Source organism: Sulfitobacter rhodophyticola (genome assembly GCF_041281685.2).
In the GTDB taxonomy this organism is placed as follows: Bacteria; Pseudomonadota; Alphaproteobacteria; order Rhodobacterales; family Rhodobacteraceae; genus Sulfitobacter.
Genome location: NZ_CP166251.2, coordinates 24449 through 45453, shown reverse-complemented (window position 1 = coordinate 45453; position 21005 = coordinate 24449). Strand labels below are relative to the sequence as shown.

Annotated in this window: 22 protein-coding genes; 17 read left to right on the top strand and 5 right to left on the bottom strand. The window is 61.9% G+C overall.

Annotated features, from left to right (window positions below):
* Positions 1–76: 76 nt before the first annotated feature.
* Positions 77–1849: an SLC13 family permease gene (locus AB4X18_RS01280; protein WP_432817000.1), complete on the bottom strand. Its 1773-nt coding sequence runs from the start codon at positions 1847–1849 to the stop codon at positions 77–79.
* Between the two features lie 172 nt (positions 1850–2021).
* Between AB4X18_RS01280 and AB4X18_RS01275 the strand changes: the two genes are divergently transcribed.
* The gene (locus tag AB4X18_RS01275; protein ID WP_370401903.1) at positions 2022–2762 is read left to right on the top strand and encodes a YebC/PmpR family DNA-binding transcriptional regulator; all 741 of its coding nucleotides are present in this window, start codon (positions 2022–2024) and stop codon (positions 2760–2762) included.
* A gap of 85 nt (positions 2763–2847) precedes the next feature.
* Here AB4X18_RS01275 and AB4X18_RS01270 read toward each other — a convergent pair whose 3' ends face one another.
* Both AB4X18_RS01270 and AB4X18_RS01265 read right to left on the bottom strand, forming a co-directional pair.
* The gene (locus AB4X18_RS01270) at positions 2848–3090 is read right to left on the bottom strand and encodes a hypothetical protein (protein ID WP_432816999.1); all 243 of its coding nucleotides are present in this window, start codon (positions 3088–3090) and stop codon (positions 2848–2850) included.
* Between the two features lie 133 nt (positions 3091–3223).
* Positions 3224–3361, bottom strand: coding sequence for a hypothetical protein (locus tag AB4X18_RS01265; RefSeq protein WP_432816998.1), 138 nt, complete (start codon positions 3359–3361; stop codon positions 3224–3226).
* Between AB4X18_RS01265 and AB4X18_RS01260 the strand changes: the two genes are divergently transcribed.
* The 7 genes from AB4X18_RS01260 to AB4X18_RS01230 all read left to right on the top strand — a co-directional run bounded on the left by AB4X18_RS01260 (position 3360) and on the right by AB4X18_RS01230 (position 11203).
* Positions 3360–3959, top strand: coding sequence for a LysE/ArgO family amino acid transporter (locus AB4X18_RS01260; protein WP_370401900.1), 600 nt, complete (start codon positions 3360–3362; stop codon positions 3957–3959). The genes AB4X18_RS01265 and AB4X18_RS01260 overlap by 2 nt on opposite strands.
* Before the next feature lie 37 nt (positions 3960–3996).
* Positions 3997–4899: a DMT family transporter gene (locus AB4X18_RS01255; RefSeq protein WP_370401899.1), complete on the top strand. Its 903-nt coding sequence runs from the start codon at positions 3997–3999 to the stop codon at positions 4897–4899.
* Positions 4900–4979: 80 nt separating this feature from the next.
* Complete coding sequence (gene betI, locus AB4X18_RS01250) at positions 4980–5555, top strand: choline-binding transcriptional repressor BetI (protein WP_370401898.1); 576 nt, start codon at positions 4980–4982, stop codon at positions 5553–5555.
* The gene (gene betC / locus AB4X18_RS01245) at positions 5552–7060 is read left to right on the top strand and encodes a choline-sulfatase (RefSeq protein ID WP_370401897.1); all 1509 of its coding nucleotides are present in this window, start codon (positions 5552–5554) and stop codon (positions 7058–7060) included. Before betI ends, betC begins: the two co-directional genes overlap by 4 nt.
* Positions 7061–7101: 41 nt before the next feature.
* Positions 7102–8559, top strand: coding sequence for a betaine-aldehyde dehydrogenase (gene betB, locus AB4X18_RS01240; protein ID WP_370401896.1), 1458 nt, complete (start codon positions 7102–7104; stop codon positions 8557–8559).
* A 257-nt stretch (positions 8560–8816) separates the two neighbouring features.
* Complete coding sequence (betA, locus tag AB4X18_RS01235) at positions 8817–10475, top strand: choline dehydrogenase (protein WP_432816997.1); 1659 nt, start codon at positions 8817–8819, stop codon at positions 10473–10475.
* 107 nt (positions 10476–10582) lie between these two features.
* Positions 10583–11203 (top strand): thermonuclease family protein, encoded by a 621-nt coding sequence (locus tag AB4X18_RS01230; RefSeq protein ID WP_432816996.1) that lies wholly within the window; start codon positions 10583–10585, stop codon positions 11201–11203.
* Here AB4X18_RS01230 and AB4X18_RS01225 read toward each other — a convergent pair whose 3' ends face one another.
* Positions 11204–12604: a helix-turn-helix domain-containing protein gene (locus AB4X18_RS01225; RefSeq protein WP_370401894.1), complete on the bottom strand. Its 1401-nt coding sequence runs from the start codon at positions 12602–12604 to the stop codon at positions 11204–11206.
* Positions 12605–12677: 73 nt separating this feature from the next.
* On the bottom strand, positions 12678–13913 hold the full coding sequence (locus AB4X18_RS01220; RefSeq protein WP_370401893.1) for a multidrug effflux MFS transporter: 1236 nt from the start codon (positions 13911–13913) through the stop codon (positions 12678–12680).
* Positions 13914–14094: 181 nt separating this feature from the next.
* On the opposite strand from AB4X18_RS01220, the gene AB4X18_RS01215 reads away from it, so the two are divergent.
* The 9 genes from AB4X18_RS01215 to AB4X18_RS01175 all read left to right on the top strand — a co-directional run bounded on the left by AB4X18_RS01215 (position 14095) and on the right by AB4X18_RS01175 (position 20985).
* On the top strand, positions 14095–15627 hold the full coding sequence (locus tag AB4X18_RS01215) for an acyl-CoA carboxylase subunit beta (protein ID WP_370401892.1): 1533 nt from the start codon (positions 14095–14097) through the stop codon (positions 15625–15627).
* Between the two features lie 11 nt (positions 15628–15638).
* Positions 15639–16112, top strand: coding sequence for a hypothetical protein (locus AB4X18_RS01210; RefSeq protein ID WP_432816995.1), 474 nt, complete (start codon positions 15639–15641; stop codon positions 16110–16112).
* Positions 16113–16196: 84 nt separating this feature from the next.
* Positions 16197–16460, top strand: coding sequence for a DUF7218 family protein (locus AB4X18_RS01205; protein WP_370401890.1), 264 nt, complete (start codon positions 16197–16199; stop codon positions 16458–16460).
* A 25-nt stretch (positions 16461–16485) separates the two neighbouring features.
* Positions 16486–16866, top strand: coding sequence for a DUF6497 family protein (locus tag AB4X18_RS01200; protein ID WP_370401889.1), 381 nt, complete (start codon positions 16486–16488; stop codon positions 16864–16866).
* Positions 16867–17080: 214 nt separating this feature from the next.
* On the top strand, positions 17081–17230 hold the full coding sequence (locus AB4X18_RS01195) for a hypothetical protein (protein WP_370401888.1): 150 nt from the start codon (positions 17081–17083) through the stop codon (positions 17228–17230).
* An 81-nt stretch (positions 17231–17311) separates the two neighbouring features.
* On the top strand, positions 17312–17659 hold the full coding sequence (locus AB4X18_RS01190) for a hypothetical protein (protein ID WP_370402555.1): 348 nt from the start codon (positions 17312–17314) through the stop codon (positions 17657–17659).
* 334 nt (positions 17660–17993) lie between these two features.
* Entirely contained in the window at positions 17994–18197 is a 204-nt protein-coding gene (locus AB4X18_RS01185; protein ID WP_432816994.1) for a hypothetical protein, read from the top strand.
* Positions 18198–18316: 119 nt separating this feature from the next.
* Positions 18317–20362: an acetyl-CoA carboxylase biotin carboxylase subunit gene (locus AB4X18_RS01180; protein WP_432816993.1), complete on the top strand. Its 2046-nt coding sequence runs from the start codon at positions 18317–18319 to the stop codon at positions 20360–20362.
* Positions 20359–20985: a hypothetical protein gene (locus tag AB4X18_RS01175; RefSeq protein WP_370401886.1), complete on the top strand. Its 627-nt coding sequence runs from the start codon at positions 20359–20361 to the stop codon at positions 20983–20985. Before AB4X18_RS01180 ends, AB4X18_RS01175 begins: the two co-directional genes overlap by 4 nt.
* Positions 20986–21005 lie beyond the last annotated feature (20 nt).

Below are 21005 nucleotides of genomic sequence, written 5' to 3'. Positions count from 1 at the left end.
CCTATGGGAGCTTTGCTCCCAAACCCTCAGGATATTTAAGGAGAAAAGAGAGGGGAGAGGAGGGTGATGCGTGCGTTCACAGAGGCCAGAACAGGAGGATGGCGGGGATGGAGACCGCCACCACGATGATCTCCAGTGGTAGCCCCATGCGCCAGTAGTCGCCGAAGGAGTATCCGCCGGGGCCGAGGATCAGCGTGTTGTTCTTGTGGCCGATTGGGGTGAGAAACGCGCTGGAGGCGGCGACGGCGACGGCCATCAGGAAGGGGTCGGGGTTGACGTTGAGGGTTTGTGCCATCTGGATGCCGACGGGGGCGGCGACAATGGTCGTGGCGGTGTTGTTGAGCACATCCGACAGCGTCATGGTGACCACCATCAGCACGGTCAGCACCATCCAGGGGGCGAGCCCTTCGGTCAGGCCCACGAGCGCGCCCGCAATGAGTTCGGTGCCGCCGGAGGTTTCCAGCGCAGCCCCCAGCGGGATCATCGAGCCCAGCAGGACCACCACCGGCCATTCGATGTGGGTGTAGAGTTCCGACAGGGGCACGATCTTGGCCAGCACATAGGCAATGACCACGATGCCGAGCGCGATGGGCAGGTAAAGCAGGCCGACGCTGGCCGCCAGCACCGCCGCGCCGAAAAGGCCGATGGCCAGCCAGACCTTGGTATTCTCCGTCACCGCAAGGCCGCGGTCGGCAAGCGGCAGCACACCAAGCCAGTCGGTGACATCCGCAGCGGTGTCACGCGGGACCAGCAGCAACAGGATATCGCCCGCCTGCAACGGCGTGGTGCGCAGGTGCGAGGTGATCTTGCGGCCCTGCCGGGAAATGCCCAGCAGCACGGTGCGCTGTCGCCATGCCAGCCCGACAGCCTGCGCGGTGCGGCCGTTCAGGCGGGAGGTTTCGGTCACCACGACCTCGATGATCTCGACCCCTTCGCCGCCCGCTTTCAGCCGCTCTTCGCGGTCACTGTCGGCAAGTGCCAGATCCAGCGTGCTGCGGAATTCGTCCAGCGCATCCGGCGTCGCCTCAAGCACCAGCGCATCGCCTGCCTCAAGCGACACGTTGCGCGCCATGCCGTAGCGGCGTTTGCCATCGCGCATCAGGCCCAGAATGGCGACGTCGGATTTGTCTGCGGCGTCTGACAGTTCGCCCAGGCGCTTGCCGATGTGCTTGCTGCCCTCCGGCACGGTCAATTCCGCGATGTATTGCGCGATGTCCTCGGACGTCAGGCTGGCGTCTTCGCGCGCGGGGATCAGGCGCCAGCCGATGAGGGCGACAAAGATCAGGCCTGCGATGGCTGCAACCCCGCCCACCGGGGCGAAATCGAACATCTTGAAAGGTTCGCCCAGCGATTCCTCGCGGATGGCGGCGATGATGATGTTGGGCGGCGTGCCGATCAGCGTGACCATGCCGCCCAGGATCGTGGCGAAACTGAGCGGCATCAGGCTGAGCCCCGGCTGGCGGCCCGCCTTGCGGGCGGTCTGGATATCCACCGGCATCAACAGGGCAAGGGCCGCGACATTGTTCATGAAAGCCGACAGGATGCCCCCCACGGCCCCCATCAGCGTGATATGCGCCCCAAGGCTGCGGGAGGCATCCACCAGCGTGCGGGTGATCAGCAGGACGGCCCCCGATCGGACCAGCCCGGCAGAAACGACCAGCACCAGCGCAACAACCAGTGTTGCCGGATGGCCAAAGCCATCAAAGGCCGCACCGCTGGGCACAACGCCCATTACCACGCCGGCCATCAGGGCGGAAAACGCCACGATGTCGTAGCGGAACCGCCCCCAGAGCAAGAGGCCGAAGACAGCGCCGAAAAGGGTGAAGAGAATGATCTGATCCGTTGTCATGTGCGCACCATGTTGGCAATGACGGGGCTGCACAAGGGCAGAGTACCGGGGCCGCCCCGGGCGGCTGCCACTACACCGTGCAGATGTGAGCCTTGCCCCCCGCGCGGCCCCTGCCTTATAAGCGCGCGAAACATTCATCCGTCAGACATATCAAGACAAACAGGGGGCTTTCATGGCCGGGCATTCCAAATGGGCAAACATCCAGCACCGCAAGGGGCGGCAGGACAAGATACGGGCCAAGCTATTTTCGAAGTTCAGCAAGGAAATCACCGTGGCCGCCAAGATGGGCGATCCCGACCCCGACAAGAACCCGCGCCTGCGTCTGGCCGTCAAGGAGGCCAAGGCGGCGTCCATGCCCAAGGACAACATCGACCGCGCGATCAAGAAATCCGTCGCGGGCGAGGGGGATGATTACAAGGAAATTCGCTATGAGGGGTACGGCCCCAATGGCGTCGCGGTGATCGTCGAGGCGATGACCGACAACATCAACCGAACCGCCTCCACCGTGCGGTCCACCTTTACCAAGAACGGCGGCAATCTGGGGGAGACAGGCAGCGTCGGCTTCATGTTCGACCGCAAGGGCGAGGTGACCTATCCGGCCGACGTGGGCGACGCGGATACGGTGATGATGGCCGCCATCGAAGCGGGGGCCGAAGACGTGGAAAGCACGCAGGACGGCCACGTGATCTGGTGTGCCGATACCGATCTGAACGAGGTGTCCACAGCGCTTGAAGCGGAACTGGGCGAGAGTGACAGCACCAAGCTGGTCTGGAGGCCCACGACCACCACGGAGATGGACCTTGAAGGCATGGAGAAGCTGATGAAGCTGATCGATGCGCTTGAAGATGATGACGACGTGCAGCGGGTCACCACGAACTTCGAAGCCTCGGACGAGGTGATGGAGCAGTTGTAGGGCAGCCTGCGTGACAAATGAAAAACCGCCCCTGAACAGGAGCGGTTTTTCTTAGTGCGTAAGCCCGAATGGGCAGGCCAGTGCGTCAGCCCAGAATGCGCGACATGCCGAACCAGCCGCCGGTTGTGCGGGGCTTGGCCGCTTCATCAACGGGTCTTTGCTGATCCAGCATGGTCAGCACGCGTTTGACGCCATTGAGGCGTTCGCGCGCCGTCGTTGCACCTGCGCCCGCTTCGACGTTCAGGATCTGTGACTGCGTGTGCAGGGCGGCCTCAATGATTTCCAGCTCGTCCCGGCTCAATTCTATTTTTTGCATTTTTTCAAACATGGGTGCGCCTCTTACTCTGCACAGTCACATAGGTACGATGAATGGTTTACGCCACTCCTCGCGGCTCAGATCACTCATTTGTGTCGGTTTCGTGAGTCTGCCGCGGAGAAATGCGAAAAATTTGTGTTGATTGTCAGGGGGTAACAGGCCGGATGCGCGCCTTTCCGCTCGAAACGGATGCAGGCGCCGCCGGCATGCGCGGTGCTTTTGGCATGGAAATGGGGATGCGTTGCCAGTAGACGGGCGGCTGTTGTTGTTCGGAACCCTTCATGATCGCTTCCTTTCTGCCGGGTTTTGCCCTGAGCCTGACCTTGATCCTTGCGATTGGCGCACAGAACGCCTTTGTGCTGCGACAGGGGTTGCGGCGCGAGCATGTGTTCTGGTGCTGCCTGACCTGCGCGGTGTCTGACGCGTTGCTGATCGCCGCCGGGGTGGCGGGTTTCGGGGCGCTGGCGCAAGCGGTGCCGTGGTTTGAACCCCTGATGCGGTATGGCGGCGCGGCGTTCCTGATCTGGTACGGGGCGCGCAATGCGATGTCGGCCCTGCGGGGCGGCAACGTGCTGGAGGCAGGCGGGCCAAGCGTTGGCAGCCTGCGCCGCACGATCCTGACGCTGCTGGCACTGACGTGGCTCAATCCGCATGTCTATCTGGATACGGTTGTCCTGCTTGGGTCGATCTCTGCGCAGTATCCGGACCGGCTGGCGTTCGGGGTCGGAGCCGTGCTTGGATCGTTCACATTTTTCTTCTCTCTGGGCTATGGCGCGCGGCTTTTGACGCCGTATTTCGCCAGACCGACCAGTTGGCAGATACTGGACGGGGTGATCGCGCTGACGATGTGGGCTATCGCCTTGAAACTTTTGCTGATGTGATCTTGCCCTTGGGCAATGTTCGGCCGAATGTGCGCTGATGGCCAGTTCCAGATCTGATCGTCCCGTTGCCGGTATCTTGTGGATGCTTGCGACCGGTTTTTGCTTCATCACGGTGACCGCGCTTGTCAAATACATGGGGCCGCGCCTGCCTGCGGCGGAATCGGCGTTCCTGCGCTATGCGATGGGGCTTTTCCTGCTTTTTCCGGCGTGGCGCGCTTTGCGGGATGCGCATCTGACCCGGCGGCAGTGGTCGCTTTTTGCCACGCGTGGGTTCTTTCACGCGCTGGGCGTGATCCTGTGGTTCTTCGCCATGACCCGCATTCCCATCGCGGAAGTCACGGCAATGAATTACCTCGCCCCGATCTATGTCACGGTGGGGGCTGCGGTTTTTCTGGGCGAACGGCTTGCGCTGCGGCGGATCGTGGCGGTGTGCATGGGGCTGGCAGGGGCGGTGATCATCCTGCGCCCCGGCATTCGTGAAATCAGCATCGGGCATCTGGCGATGCTGCTGGCGGCGGTGGTGTTTGCGGGCTCTTACCTTTTGGCCAAGATCATGGCGGACGAGGCCAAGCCGGGGGTTGTCGTGTCGATGCTGTCGATCTTTGTGACCATCGGGCTGGCACCTTTTGCGCTGTCGGTCTGGATCATGCCGCAGCCGGAGGAGTTGCTGATCCTGGCCGCCGTCGCCTTCTTCGCCACGGCGGGGCATTACACGATGACGCTGGCCTTTGCGGCAGCACCCGTAACGGTGACCCAGCCGGTTACCTTTCTGCAACTTGTATGGGCCACGGCGCTGGGCGCGCTGGTGTTTGCCGAACCGGTGGATATCTGGGTGATCATCGGCGGTTTCCTGATCCTGTCGTCGGTGACCTTCATCATGTGGCGCGAAGCGATGCTGAAGCGGCAGATCACACCGCATGCCAACGCGACAAAGCTGTAACCACCAAGCGCATTTTTTATTGATTGACGAGTCAATAAAGAAAAAATAGGACTTCGGGTATCACAACCCGAGGATCGATGATGCCCAAGCTTGGCATGGAACCCATCCGCCGCAACGCACTGGTGCAGGCCACCATCGCAGAAATCGGCGCGGCCCGGACGCTGGACGTCACGGTAAGCCAGATCGCGCGCAGGGCCGGGATGTCCAGCGCGCTGGCGCATCACTACTTTGGCGGCAAGGATCAGATTTTCCTCGCGGCGATGCGTCATATCCTGTCGGAATTCGGCAGTGAAGTGCGCCGCCATTTGTCCCGCGCACGCACACCAAGGGCGCGGGCTGAGGCTATCATTACCGCCAGTTTTGATGAGACCTGCTTTGCCCCTGCGACCGTTGCAGCGTGGATGACGCTTTATGCCGCTGCGCCGACACACGCCGACACGGGGCGGTTGTTGCACCTTTATCAGCGCCGGTTGCGGTCCAACCTGACACACGCGTTAAGACCACTCAGCGCCACACCGCATGAGGATGCCGATACGCTGGCCGCCTTGATTGACGGCCTGTACCTGCGCGCGGCCCTGACCCCCAACGGCACGCGCGACGATGCCCGAAAAAGCGCCCTGCGCACCCTTGATCTGCTGTTGGAGCGGAAGCCATGAGCAAGCCGAACATCCTGATCATCATGGTCGACCAGTTGAACGGCACGCTGTTCCCCGATGGCCCTGCCGATTGGCTGCACACGCCGAACCTGAAGAAGCTTGCCGCCCGCTCCACGCGCTTCGCAAATACCTACACGGCCTCACCGCTTTGCGCGCCGGGACGCGCGGCGTTCATGTCCGGGCAGTTACCGTCGGCCACAGGCGTTTATGACAACGCGGCGGAATTCTGTTCCTCCATCCCCACCTACGCGCACCATTTGCGTCGGGCGGGGTACTACACCTGTCTGTCGGGCAAGATGCATTTCGTCGGCCCCGACCAGATGCACGGGTTCGAGGACCGGCTGACCACCGACATTTACCCCGCCGATTTCGGCTGGACGCCCGATTACCGCAAACCCGGTGAACGGATCGACTGGTGGTATCACAACATGGGCTCGGTCACCGGGGCAGGTGTGGCGGAGACGTCGAACCAGTTGGAATACGATGACGAAGTGGGCTTCAACGCGCGCGCCAAGCTTTATGAACTGGCGCGGGGCAATGACGCGCGTCCGTGGTGCGTGACGGTCAGCTTTACCCATCCGCACGATCCCTACGTCGCGCGGCGCAAGTATTGGGACCTTTACGAAGACTGCGACCACCTGCTGCCCGACGTCCCTGCCATGGCCTATGAGGATCACGACCCCCACGCGCAGCGCATTTTTGACGCCAACGACTGGCGCAGCTTTGACATCACCGAACAGCATATCCGCGATTCCCGCCGCGCCTATTTCGCCAACGTCAGCTATCTGGACGATCAGGTCGGTCAGCTTTTGCAAGTGTTGGAGGATACGCAGCAGGAGGCCATCGTCATGTTCGTGTCCGACCACGGCGACATGCTGGGGGAGCGGGGATTGTGGTTCAAGATGTCCTTCTATGAAGGATCATCCCGTGTGCCGCTGATGATCTCGGCACCCGGCATGGAACCGGGGCTGCAGGAAACGCCCGTCAGCACCATCGACGTCTGCCCGACCCTGTGCGATCTGGCCGGCGTCAGCATGGCAGAAGTGGAACCCTGGACCACCGGGCAATCGCTGGTGCCAATGGGGCAGGGCGTGGAACGCACCGCGCCCGTGGCGATGGAATATGCGGCGGAGGCATCTTACGCGCCGCTTGTCTCGCTCCGCTACGGGAAGTGGAAATACAACCGCTGCGCACTGGACCCCGATCAATTGTTCGATCTCGACGCTGACCCCCATGAGCTAACCAATCTGGCCGATCACCCAGACCATCAGGGCACCATCACGTCTTTGCGCGCCAAATCCGAAGCGCGCTGGGATCTGGACGCCTATGATGCCGACGTGCGCAAATCCCAGGCCCGCCGCTGGGTCATCTATCCAGCGTTGCGGCAGGGAGGCTATTACCCCTGGGACTACCAACCGCTGCGCAAAGCGTCCGAGCAATACATGCGCAATCACATGGACCTCAATGTCCTGGAAGAGAGCAAACGCGCGCCTAAGGGCGACTAAATCTTTTCTCTTCAAATATCCCCGCCGGAGGCACAAAATCTATGACCTACGCCACACAACCCACCGCCAGCCATTTCATCAACGGCAGCTACGTTGAAGATACCGCTGGTACGCCGATCGAAGTGATCTATCCTGCCACCGGCAAGGTGATCGCCACCGTGCATGCGGCCACGCCCGCAATCATCGAACAAGCGCTCGATGCAGCAAAGGCCGCGCAAAAAGCCTGGGCCGCGATAAGCGGTACCGAACGGGGCCGCATCCTGCGCCGCGCGGCAGAGATCATGCGGGTGCGCAACCACGATCTGAGCGTGCTGGAGACATGGGACACCGGCAAGCCCTATCAGGAAACCTCTGTGGTGGATGCGACATCGGGCGCGGATGCGCTGGAATATTATGGCGGCATGGCCGCGACCCTGACGGGGGAGCATATCCAGCTCGGTGAAAACTGGGTCTACACCCGGCGCGAGGCCCTTGGGGTCTGTGTGGGCATTGGCGCTTGGAACTATCCCACTCAGATCGCCTGCTGGAAAGGTGCACCGGCGCTGGCCTGCGGCAATGCGATGGTGTTCAAACCCTCCGAAACGACGCCGCTTTGCGCGCTCAAGGTGGCGGAAATCCTGCACGAGGCGGGGCTGCCTGCGGGGCTTTACAACGTCATTCAGGGGATGGGCGAAGTGGGCGGCGCGCTGGTCACCGATCCGCGGGTGAACAAGGTGTCGCTTACCGGGTCGGTGCCGACCGGGCGCAAGGTTTACGCGGCGGCGGCGGCGGGCATCAAGCATGTCACGATGGAGTTGGGCGGCAAATCCCCGATGATCGTGTTCGAGGACGCCGATATTGAAAACGCCGTCTCTGGTGCGATCCTCGGCAATTTCTACAGCTCCGGGCAGGTCTGTTCCAACGGCACGCGGGTGTTCGTGCATACCGCGATCAAGGAGGCGTTTCTGGCGCGGCTCAGCGAACGGTTGGGCCACGCGGTGATCGGTGATCCGATGGATCCGGAGACCAGTTTCGGGCCGATGGTGTCCAGACGGCAGTTGGATATCGTGCTGGGCTATATCGAGAAGGGCAAGGCGGAAGGGGCGCGGCTGGTCACCGGCGGTGCGGCGATTGAGGGCGCGGGGTTCTTCCTGCAACCCACCGTCTTTGCCGACGTGACCGACGACATGGTGATCGCGCGCGAGGAGATCTTTGGCCCCGTCATGGCAGTTCTGGATTTCGAGGACGAGGCGGATGTGATGGCGCGCGCCAATGACACCGAATTCGGTCTGGCCGCGGGCGTCTTCACCCGCGATCTGGCCCGGGCGCACCGCGTCGCGGCGGGGTTCGAGGCGGGCACCTGTTATATCAACACCTACAATGATGCACCCGTGGAGGCCCCGTTTGGCGGCATGAAGGCCTCCGGCGTGGGGCGGGAGAACGCACGGGCGGCGATCGAGCATTATTCGCAGCTGAAGTCGGTTTTCGTGCGCATGGATGATGTGGAGGCCCCGTTTTGATCGGGGTGCAGTTACGCGGCGCGCTGACGCGCATTCCTTTCATGGGTGCGTGTTGCGACGTGAGCCCAACGTGGTGGCGTTGATGATGGTTGTGACGTGATGGGTTTTTGCTGAGAGGTGCTTGAGGCCACAATCCGTGGCTCAAGACACCTGCTCAATTCTGAGGTGCGATTCTCCACAGCCTCAAGGACAAGCCGGGCAAGCCCGGTCGCTTTGCGATCCTTGACCCTGTGAAGAATCACGAAGAGGTGACTGTAATGAAAGCGGAATTCGTGATTGTGGGGGCGGGCAGCGCGGGCTGTGCGATGGCGTACCGGTTGGCCGAAGCCGGGCGCCGGGTGACCGTGATCGAGCATGGCGGGACAGACGCGGGGCCGTTCATCCAGATGCCTGCCGCGCTCAGCTATCCGATGAACATGAAGCGGTATGATTGGGGTTTCCGGTCCGAACCCGAACCGCATCTGGGCGGGCGGCGGCTGGCCTGTCCGCGCGGCAAGGTCATCGGCGGGTCATCCTCGATCAACGGGATGGTCTATGTGCGCGGCCATGCGCGCGACTTCGATCATTGGGAGGAAAGCGGCGCGCGGGGTTGGTCCTATGCGGATGTGCTGCCGTATTACCGCCGGATGGAAAGCTGGCATGATGGCGGGCATGGGGGGGACCCTGCGTGGCGCGGCAAGGATGGCCCGCTGCATGTGAGCCGCGGGCCACGCGACAATCCACTTTTTGATGCTTTCGTGCAGGCGGGCGCGCAGGCGGGGTATCAGACCACGCCGGATTACAATGGGGAGAAGCAGGAAGGCTTTGGTCCCATGGAGCAGACCGTCTGGCAGGGGCGGCGCTGGTCGGCGGCCAATGCTTATCTGCGGCCTGCGCAGAAGACGGGGCTTGTAACTCTGGTGCAGGCGCTGGCGCAGCGGGTGGTGATCAGCGACGGTCGTGCGCGCGGGGTGGAAGTGCTGCGCAACGGCGCGGTTGAGGTGATCGAGGCGGAATGCGAAGTGGTGATCGCGGCATCGTCCATCAACTCGCCCAAGCTGCTGATGTTATCAGGGATCGGCCCTGCCGCGCATCTGAGGGAACATGGCATCGATGTGGTCGCCGACCGCGCCGGGGTCGGCCAGAACCTGCAGGACCATCTGGAGATGTATGTGCAGATGGCGGCGTCCAAGCCGGTCACGCTCTATCGCTATTGGAACCTGATCAGCAAGGGGATGATCGGGGCGCAGTGGCTGTTCAGCAAGCGTGGCATGGGCGCGTCGAACCAGTTCGAGAGTGCGGCGTTCATCCGGTCCAAAGCTGGCGTGGACTATCCCGATATACAGTATCATTTCCTGCCCATCGCCGTGCGCTATGACGGCAAGGCGGCGGCGGAGGGGCACGGGTTTCAGGCGCATGTCGGTCCGATGCGGTCAAAGTCGCGCGGGACGGTGACCTTGCGCTCGGCTGATCCGGAGGATGATCCGCGTATTCTGTTCAATTACATGTCACATGCCGAGGACTGGGAGGACTGGCGCACCTGCATCCGTTTGACCCGCGAGATTTTTGGGCAGGAGGCGTTCAAGCCCTTCGTGAAACATGAGATCCAGCCCGGCGCGGATGTGCAATCGGATGCGCAGTTGGACGATGCCATCCGGGAGCATGTGGAAAGCGCCTATCATCCTTGCGGCACCTGCCGGATGGGGGCCGCGGATGATCCCGGCGCGGTGGTGGACCCGCAGGCGCGGGTCATCGGCGTAGAGGGGTTGCGCGTGGCGGACAGTTCGATCTTTCCGCGCATCACCAATGGCAACCTCAACGCGCCCTCGATCATGGTGGGAGAAAAGGTATCTGACCACCTGCTGGGGCGCGACCCGCTGGCGCGCGCCAATGACCAGCCGTGGATCCATCCGGACTGGGAAACCGACCAGCGTTAGGGATTTGTTCACCTTTCTTAACACTACGCGTTGATCGGAACCGATAACGCGCCCATCTTGGTGGGGTGTTAAGGATTTGTTTACTTTTGGCCGCAGCTTGCTTTGCGATGCCCCTTGCAGCCACGCAGGCAGAGATCAGGGGGGTCTTGCGTGTGGTGGATGCCGACACGGTCGAGGTCGCGGGCCAGCGCATCCGCCTGCATGCCATTGATGCACCGGAAGTCGATCAACCTTGCGAGACGGAGCATGGGCAGTCCTGGGTCGGTTGCGGTGCCTGGGTCAGCCACGTGGTCGCGCAGGAATTCGGGGGTGCCGCGGCGCGCTGCGTGCCGCTGGACCGGGATGCCTACGATCGGATCGTGGCGCGGTGTTTCGTGGCGGGGGACGATCTGGGGGCGACGCTGGTGTCGCGGGGTCTGGCTTTCGCCTATGTCAAATACGGTCAGGATTACGTCGCCCTGCAGGCGGAGGCCGCGGCGGCGGACCGGGGCCTGCATGCCCTGCGGCTGACGCAGCCGTCCTGGCATCGCAAGACGCGCGCGGTGGGGCGGATGCCGGTTGATCCTGGTTGCCGCATCAAGGGCAACATCAGCAGCAGTGGCAAGATATACCATCTGCCGGGTCAGGCCTTCTATGAACAGACCGGCATCCGCCCGGAGCAGGGAGAACGGTGGTTCTGCTCGGAAGCTGACGCGCGGGCCGCGGGCTGGCGGGTGGCACGGCGCTGATCATTCCACCCTATAGGGCAGGATATCGCGGTGGTCGGGGTCCACGACCAGCTTGCGTTCCAGCGGCGGCACGGCGCGTTGGTGACACCCCTGACGGTCGCAGATGCGGCAGGAGATGCCGATGGGCTCAAACGCTTCGGCCCGCGTCATGTCCAGACCATCGGCATAGACCAGCGCACTGGCATGGCGCATCTCGCACCCCAGCGCGATGGCAAAGCGGCGCACAGGCGCGCCGAAGCGGCCCGCAGGTTTGGAGATATCCCGCGCAAGGCTGATGTAGCGCACCCCATCCGGGGTCTCGGCCAACTGACGCAGAAAGCGGCCCGGAGTCTCGAACGCGCGGTGCACGTTCCAGAGCGGACAGGCCCCGCCGAAACGCGCGAATTGCAGCCGCGTGGCGGAGTGGCGCTTGGTGATTGTGCCTGCCTGGTCAACCCGGACGAAAAAGAACGGAATGCCCTTGGTGCCGGGGCGCTGCAAGGTGGACAGGCGGTGCGCGACCTGTTCGATGGAGGCCCCGAAATGACCGCCCAGCACTTCCAGATCATGGCGGCAGTCCTGCGCCATCTGGTGAAAAGCCCTGTAGGGCATCAGCGCCGCCCCCGCGAAATAATTGGCCAGCCCGATCTTGGCGATATCGCGGGCGGCGGTGCTGTGAAAGCGGGCCAGATCAAGGGTCGCCTCAAGGAGCGTGTTCTGCCGCGTCAGGGCCACCTGCAACAGCAGTTGAAAGGTCTGTGTCTCGGGCGGGGTGCGGTTCGACAGGTAGAGGATGTTTTCGGCTGTATCGAAATGGCGCAGGCTGTCGCGGTCGGTGAAATGCACGGTGATGCCCGCATCCGACAAGGCTGACACGGCTGCCACCCGCATGGAGCGGTGGCCGCCGTCGCGGGTGGCGAAATGCTCTGCCGCGCGGTCCACGGCGTCGATGTAATTGTCGCAGTAGTGGAAGAAATCGCGCACCTCTTCCCAGGGAGAAGGCCGTGCGCGGGCGTCTTCGCGCCCCAGCGCTTCGTCCAGGGATGCAAGGCGTTCATGGGTCTGGCGGTAGTGCTGGTGGAGTTCCAGAAAGGCCCGCGCCAGCCCCGGCGCGTTGGAGGCGGCAAGGCGCAGATCGGCAAGCGGCGGGGCATCCCCCGCAAATACCGGATCGGCCAGCGCTTCGCGCATGTCACTGACAAGGCGTTCGCCGTCGCCCGCGCTCAACTCCGTGACGTCCAGACCGAATTCGCTGACCAGTGCCAGCACGACCGTGGTGCTGAGGGGCCGGTTGTTGTTTTCCATCTGGTTGAGGTACGGCAACGAGATGCCCAGTCGCGCGGCAAAGTCCTTTTGCGTCAGGCCCAACCGCGTGCGCAATTCGCGCAGCTTGGCCCCGGCATAGAGTTTCTGGCTGGCCATGGTGCGCCCTTTGCAGATTTGCAGATGGTGGCACCCTAGCTTTGCAAACCCACCGCGACAAGGGGCGGGTGGGTCAGTTCAAATGCAGGCCCAAGGCTTTTTCGCGTCGGATGACCAAAAGGATGCAGAGCAATCCCGCGATGGCCGTCAGCAGCATGAGCCACAGCAGCGGGAAGGCACCTGTTTCCGGCGTCAGCAGCGCGCCTGCCAGCACCGCCAGCGTTGCACCGCCCCCGATCATGATTGCGCCGCCCAGGCCTGCCGCCGTGCCTGCCAGGTGCGGACGTACGGACAACATGCCGGCGGTGGCGTTGGGGATGCAAAGACCGTTGCCCAGCCCCACAAGGGTCATCATGCCAAAGAAGGTCAGCGCGCTGCCGTGGCCCGACAGGAAGATCGCCAACGACACCGTGCCCCCGGTCGCATTTGCAAAGCAGCCCCACATCACCATGGCATTCACGCCAAAGCGTGTCGCGTAGCGGCCTGTCAGGAAGTTGCCGAAGAAATACCCGACCGCCGGAGAGCCAAAGTAGATGCCCAGCCAGAAGGGATCCAGATCGAACACCACGCTGCCGACGAAAGGCGCACCACCGAGGTAGGCAAAGAACGCGCCGGAACAGAAAGCAGCAGCCATGGCGTATCCCCAGAAACGCGGCGACCGCAGCAGCTCCGGATATTCACCAAACTGCGCCAGCATGGATTTATCAGAGGTTTGTGCCGTTTCTCCCATGTCGAAGTAGACGAGCGCGATCAGCCCGAGGCCCAGAAGAAACATCAGCCAGAATGTCGCCTTCCAGCCGAAAAGCTGTTCCAGCCCGCCACCAACCGCAGGGGCGATCATCGGGACCAGCGCCATGCCCATGGTGACATAGCCAATGACCGACGCGGATTGATCCTGGTCATACATGTCGCGGATCACGGCGCGGCTCAGCACCATCGCGGTTGCGATGAACGCCTGTGCAATGCGGAAGAACAGGAATGTTCCGGTGTTGGGTGCCAGAAGGCATCCGGCGGTTGCCAGCACAAACAGGCTCAATCCCCAAAGCATCACCTTGCGCCGTCCAAGGTTGTCGGATGCGGGCCCGATGAACAGTTGAAGGATCGCGCTGCAGAAAAGGTACAGCGGCACGGACAGATTGATGATGGCATAGGTCGTGCCGAAGTGATCCGCCATGGCAGGCAGGCTGGGCAGAAAGACGTTCATCACCAGCGCGGACATGCCTGCAAGCAGGATCAGCGTTGCGATGTGGGGAGGCGTGCCGCGATCCAGAAAGCGGATCAAGGGCAGGTTGCCGATGCTTTCATTCATGCAAATGCAACTAAACCCACCTGTTTGCCATGTCCATGGGCGCGGCGGTGAAATCTGTGGATTATGCAGTTTTGCAATTCGCACCCTATACGCTGAATACACTTTGCAAATTTGCGAAAATGCGCTTTGGTTGACCGGCTCCCGCCGTTAGTATGTCGCAAATTCGCAATCTGGGGTTCCCATGAAAGATATTCTTGAACAGCTCGAACAGCGCCGTGAAACCGCCCGCATGGGTGGCGGACAAAAACGCATCGACGCGCAGCACGGTCGCGGCAAACTGACGGCGCGCGAACGTGTTGATCTGCTGCTGGATGAGGGCAGTTTCGAAGAATTCGACATGTTCGTCAGTCACCGCTGCACGGATTTCGGGATGGAAAACCAGAAACCTGCAGGCGACGGCGTGGTGACGGGGTGGGGGACCATCAATGGTCGGCTCGTCTATGTGTTTTCGCAGGACTTCACGGTGCTGGGCGGGTCGGTTTCCGAAACCCATGCCAAGAAGATTTGCAAGATCATGGACATGGCGATGCAGAACGGCGCGCCGGTGATCGGCATCAACGATTCCGGTGGGGCGCGCATCCAGGAAGGTGTGGACAGCCTTGCAGGCTATGGCGAGGTGTTTCAGCGCAACATCATGGCGTCCGGCGTGGTGCCGCAGATCAGCGTGATCATGGGGCCGTGCGCGGGTGGTGCGGTGTATTCCCCCGCGATGACCGACTTCATCTTCATGGTCAAGGACAGCTCCTACATGTTCGTCACCGGCCCGGACGTGGTCAAGACCGTGACCAACGAACAGGTGACGGCGGAAGAACTGGGCGGGGCCAGCACCCACACCAGAAAATCCTCTGTCGCTGACGGGGCGTTCGAGAACGATGTCGAAGCTTTGGCCGAAGTGCGCCGTTTGGTCGACTTCCTGCCCTCCAACAACCGCGAAGCGCCGCCCGTGCGCCCGTTCTTCGATGATCCCGAGCGGATTGAAGCGTCCCTTGATACGCTGGTGCCGGAAAACCCCAACACCCCCTATGACATGAAGGAATTGATCCTGAAACTGGGGGACGAAGGCGATTTTTACGAGATACAGGAAGACTTCGCCAAGAACATCATCACCGGTTTCATCCGCATCGAAGGCCGCACCGTGGGCGTGGTGGCCAACCAGCCTATGGTGCTGGCAGGTGTGCTGGACATCGACAGCGCGCGCAAGGCCGCGCGGTTCGTGCGTTTCTGCGATGCGTTCGAAATTCCGATCCTGACGCTGGTGGATGTGCCGGGCTTCCTGCCGGGGACGTCTCAGGAATACGGCGGCGTGATCAAACACGGGGCGAAGCTGCTTTTTGCCTATGGCGAAGCGACGGTGCCGATGGTCACGGTTGTGACCCGCAAAACCTATGGCGGGGCTTATGTCGTCATGGCCTCCAAGCACCTGCAGGCGGATTTCAACTATGCCTGGCCCACGGCCGAGGTCGCGGTGATGGGTGCGAAAGGGGCCACGGAGATCATCCACCGCGCCGACCGTGATGATCCTGAGAAGATCGCGCAGCATGCAAAGGACTACGAAGACCGGTTCGCAAACCCCTTCGTCGCGGCGGAACGGGGCTTCATCGATGAGGTGATCCAGCCGCGCACCACACGCAAGCGGATTGCGCGGGCGTTTGCGTCACTGCGCAACAAGAAGGCTGAGATGCCTTGGAAAAAGCACGACAACATTCCGTTGTAATGGTTTGAGTCATGAAACGTTTCTCGTTGTTATTCGTCATGTTCTGTCTGTTTCTCGGCTTCGTAGGGGTCTTGCCTGCTGACGCGCGTTCGATTTGCAGAGGGAAGGCACAGATTACGCTTAAAGACGGCACGCGGGCCTGTGTTTTGAGAAAGGAAATTACAACTCTCACTCGAACACGCACGGGTGTTCCGGGCTGGGGTTCTGAATCCCAAGTGCAAAAAACCGATGGCGGGTTGGTGATCGTGAATTTTCGTGACGAGGCGAGTTTCCGGGAGGTCGAAGCACAAGCGCGGGATTTTAGGCGAGACGAGATATGTAGAAAGTTCAGAGATGAGTTTCGCGCCAAGATTGCGCGCCCGCGCGATCCCTTCATGGTCGTGATCATGACCTGGGGGGAGCGTCCGTCTCCGGATGAAAGTGCAAAAGGCTCATGGCTTGAGAGTTTCCACGGTCGGCTTTGCAACAGGCTGCGGGCGCGGTGATTTTCCTGATGCGTCATCCTTTTACAAATACCCTTGCGGGAACCTGCGCTGCGGGTCTGGCGTTGCTGTCAAAAGGAGACAGCGATGACCAAGGATCATGGACCGTCCGTGAAGGACGACGAAACCTACGAAGCCCTGCGCGAGGATGGCGCGTCAAAGCAGAAGGCCGCCGCCATTGCGAATGCCCAGGCCAGCGACGCACAATCCCCATCGAAGAAGGGCGGCAGCCAGCCCCCTTACGAGGAGTGGACAAAGGAAGACCTGTACGACCGGGCGCAGGAGTTGGACATCGACGGGCGGTCCGACATGGACAAGGACGCATTGATCAAAGCGCTGCGCAACAACTGACATTGCTCGCGGGCAGGGGGCGGCGATGAAGCTGCTGCTTGCCGTCCTTGCCCTTGTTGCAGCGCCTGCGCTGGCTGTGGACGTTCCATCGGGCCAGGCTGTGACGCTGCATGAAGTGCTGATTGATGAAGTCGGGACAGAAGCCTGGGTGCGCTTTCGCTTTGTGACGCCCGGTATTGCGCGTGAAGGCGGCACCGTTGACTACGACACCGCAGCGCAGGACATGGACCACCTTTGTGAAAGCCTTGCGATCCCCTACATCGGCGAGTTTGCGCTGATGGCGGACGTGATCGTGATCTCACTGGCCGACAGGATCACCGAATTCGGGGTCGCTGACCCTGATGCCACCCAGTTTATCGAGGCCTACCGCGCCGAGGGCGACACATGTTCTTGGGAGCCGCTGTGATGGCGCCACTACATATAGATAATCTGGGCGGGCGGATTGGCGCCAATGGTGCACGGGAGACACATCATCGCCGATTGCGCGCCACCCCATATGCATTCCCACAACTTTGTCCTATCGTGCGCCCAAGGCATACCTGTGTATCCCTTACCTCAAACCCGGGGTCCGCGAGGCGCGTAGCAGTGTCGGACCTCACTAAAATTGACAGGAGACATCAATGTCCAAGAGCATCAAACTGCTGGCCATCTTTGGTTTTGTCGCCACCGTGGCCGCGTGCGGCTCCAGCGGTCAGACAGACGAAGAATTCGTTGTGGTCGAGCCCGAGCCCATCTCGGTTGAGCCAACATACACCGGTAAGTACAAGTAATTTACCATCAGGGCAGGCGGCGACGCCTGTCCTGACCCCCACGCAGGCTCCGATGCAGGAGGCCGCGTAATGCCCGCCTATATGCTCAAGCACCGCGGGTTTCCGGGCCGTCTGCCCGGCACTGACTTCCAGTTCACCATTCGCAGACCCAATCCACGCGGCGTGACACCGATCACCCGTCGCGAGCGGCGTTCTGACCGCAAGGCGGCCGACAGGCGCGCCGATACCGCGTTCATGAAAGCGCTGTGGGACGCCTTTGGCGATCAGCCGTTTGAACGGGGCAATCTGGATGCCGGGCGGCTGTCGTGGCTGTTCGGCCGTGAAGTCCTGCCTGCGACCGATCCCTTTGATCCTACCGATTACGAGGCCCTGCTGGTGATCAACGCACCGGTCGCGCGTGCCGCTTTTCCGGAGGTGTTTGAAGGATGATCGGCATGTTCCCGCCACAGCACCGGCAGTTTGGGCGGGCCTTGGCCGATTTGGCCGCGCTGCGCCCTGTGGTCTTGGCGCGGGTCAACACGGACCGCAAACATGCACAAGTGTGTCAGGGGAGCCAGAACAGGCCACCTGCCGCACAAAGACGAGACCAGACCCCTTCCCCTTGCGGGCAGCGTCACGCCACGGCGCCGACGTTGCCCGCATCTTTCGCGCTGGCGAAAAAACGGATTGTGCGGTATGGTTCGGGCATAAGAACCGGAGGCTTGGAACCGCAAAGCGGGCTCTGCGTTAATCCGGGAACAAGTAGGATTGAAGGAGCAGGTCCATGTCCATACGAACACTCATTCTTGCCGTTGCCGCCTGTGGCAGCCTCGCCGCCTGTGGCGACACGCTGGGCGAACAGGCCCTTGGCGGTGCAGCCATCGGTGCCGGCGCCGCAGCGATCACCAGCGGCAGCCTTGCGCAGGGCGCGGCCATCGGTGCTGCGGGCAACGTCGCGTATTGCCAGCTTAATCCCGGCCGCTGCTGATCTGACATCATCCATGGCGCGCGCTTCGGCGCGCCGCCTTCATACCCTTTCACACCCCCGCACAGGTTCGCCTGTGACGGGGCTTTCCGCGTTTATCCCAAGACCCAGAAGGACACCCCATGTTCAATAAAATCCTGATCGCCAACCGGGGCGAGATCGCCTGCCGTGTCATCAAGACCGCGCGCAAGATGGGGATTGCCTCCGTGGCGATATATTCCGATGCGGATGCGCAGGCATTGCATGTCCAGATGGCGGATGAAGCGGTGCACATCGGCCCGCCGCCTGCGAACCAGTCCTATATCGTCATTGACAAGGTCATGGCGGCAATCAAGGAAAGTGGCGCACAGGCCGTGCACCCGGGCTATGGCTTTCTAAGCGAAAACAGCAAGTTCGCAGAGGCTCTTGAAGCGGCTGGCGTGGCTTTTGTCGGCCCGCCCGTGGGAGCAATCGAAAAGATGGGGGACAAGATCACCTCCAAGAAGATCGCGCAGGAGGCAAGCGTCAGCACCGTGCCGGGGTACATGGGGCTGATCGAGGACGCGGATGAAGCGGTCAAGATTTCCAATGAAATCGGCTATCCGGTGATGCTCAAGGCCTCTGCCGGGGGCGGCGGCAAGGGCATGCGGATCGCGTGGAATGATGAAGAGGCGCGCGAGGGGTTTCAATCCTCCAAGAACGAAGCGGCGAATTCCTTTGGTGATGACCGGATTTTCATCGAGAAATTCGTCACCCAGCCGCGCCACATCGAAATTCAGGTGCTTTGCGATGCGCATGGCAACGGCATCTATCTGGGGGAACGCGAATGTTCGATCCAGCGCCGCAACCAGAAGGTCGTTGAAGAAGCACCGTCGCCATTCCTGGATGAGAAAACCCGCAAGGCCATGGGCGAACAGGCGGTCGCACTGGCGCAAGCCGTAGGGTACACAAGCGCGGGGACGGTTGAATTCATCGTGGATGGTGACAAGAACTTCTACTTCCTTGAAATGAACACCCGTTTGCAGGTGGAACACCCGGTGACGGAACTGATCACCGGCGTCGATCTGGTCGAACAGATGATCCGCGTGGCCAATGGTGAAAAGCTGACGATCAGCCAGAAGGACGTCAAACTGACCGGGTGGTCCATCGAAAACCGTCTTTACGCCGAGGACCCGTACAGGGGCTTTCTGCCTTCGATCGGGCGTCTGACCCGCTATCGCCCACCACAGGAGGTGGCTGCGGGGCCGCTCAGCGACAATGGCAAATGGGCCGATGACGCCCCCACGGGTGTTATGGCCGTCCGCAATGACACCGGCGTCTACGAAGGTGGCGAGATTTCAATGTATTACGACCCGATGATCGCCAAGCTGTGCACCTGGGCGCCCACCCGGGCCGAGGCGATTGAACGGATGCGCGTGGCGCTCGACAGTTTTGAGGTTGAAGGCATCGGGCATAACCTGCCGTTCCTGTCAGCGGTGATGGATCACCCGATCTTCATCAAGGGCGACATGACAACCGCCTTCATCGAGGAACAATACCCCGACGGGTTCGAGGGGGTTGAACTGGCGGAAGGCGAACTGCGCCGGATCGCGGCGGCGACGGCGGCCATGCACCGCGTGGCGGAAATCCGCCGCGCCCGCGTGTCGGGCCGCATGGACAACCACGAACGCAAAGTCGGCAGCGACTGGAACGTCGCCGTGCAGGGCGCATCCTTTGATGTGGTGATCGAGGCGGACACCAGCGGGGCCACCGTCCATTTCGAGGACAAGACCAGCCTGCGGGTTTCCGGTGCCTGGACGCCCGGCGACAATCTGGCCGAGATGACTGTCGATGATGCGCCGCTGGTGATGAAGGTCGGCAAGATCTCGGGCGGGTTCCGCATCCGCACCCGGGGCGCGGATCTGCGCGTGCATGTGCGCACCCCGCGTCAGGCCGAACTGGCGCGCATGATGCCGGAGAAGGTCGCGCCGGACACGTCCAAGATGCTGCTGTGCCCGATGCCCGGTCTGATCGTCAAGATGGATGTGGGCGTGGGCGACGAAGTACAGGAGGGGCAGGCGCTGTGCACCATCGAGGCGATGAAGATGGAGAACATCCTGCGCGCCGAGAAGAAGGGCGTGGTGTCCAGGATCAACGCGGAGGCGGGCGACAGCCTTGCCGTTGACGATGTGATCATCGAATTCGAGTGACCGAAAGCGGCGTCATATCATGGGCCGCAGCGGTGGATGCGCGCATCTGGCAGGCGGTGATCGCGGGGGTCTTTCTGGCGGCGGGCTGGCTGGTCAACGGCTGGCAGAACCGCAAGGCAGCCGCGGCGCTGCGCGCGGAAAAGCTGCGCGACTATCACCGCGCGCTTTATGCCGAGATTGGTGCGAACCTCGCGAACCTTTGGGATACGGAGCGCCTTGAAGGCTACCGCGACAGGATGGTGGCGAAGATGGAAGCGGATGCGAATTTCGTGCCCTTCATCCCGATCGAACGTCACGATGCCGTCTTTGACGCGTTGATCGCGGATGTCCATATCCTGCCGCGCCAGACGATTGATCCGATCGTGCTGTATTATGCGCAGGTCAAATCGGTGGCGGCCTTGGCGGCGGACATGCGGGCGGAGGGGTTCGGGGCGCTTGCGCAGGACCGGCGCATCGCCATGTACCGTGACTATATCGCGATGAAGGTGCAATTGCTGGCGTTTGGCAGATACGCCAACGCGCTGATCAATGCGTTTTCAAAAGGGGGTGCGGACGCTGCCCGCGCCGAAGCGCAGCGGCTCAATACCCGGGCTCGGGCCCCGTCCGACCGGTCAGGGGAATAGGAATGTATGTGTCCTTGTCC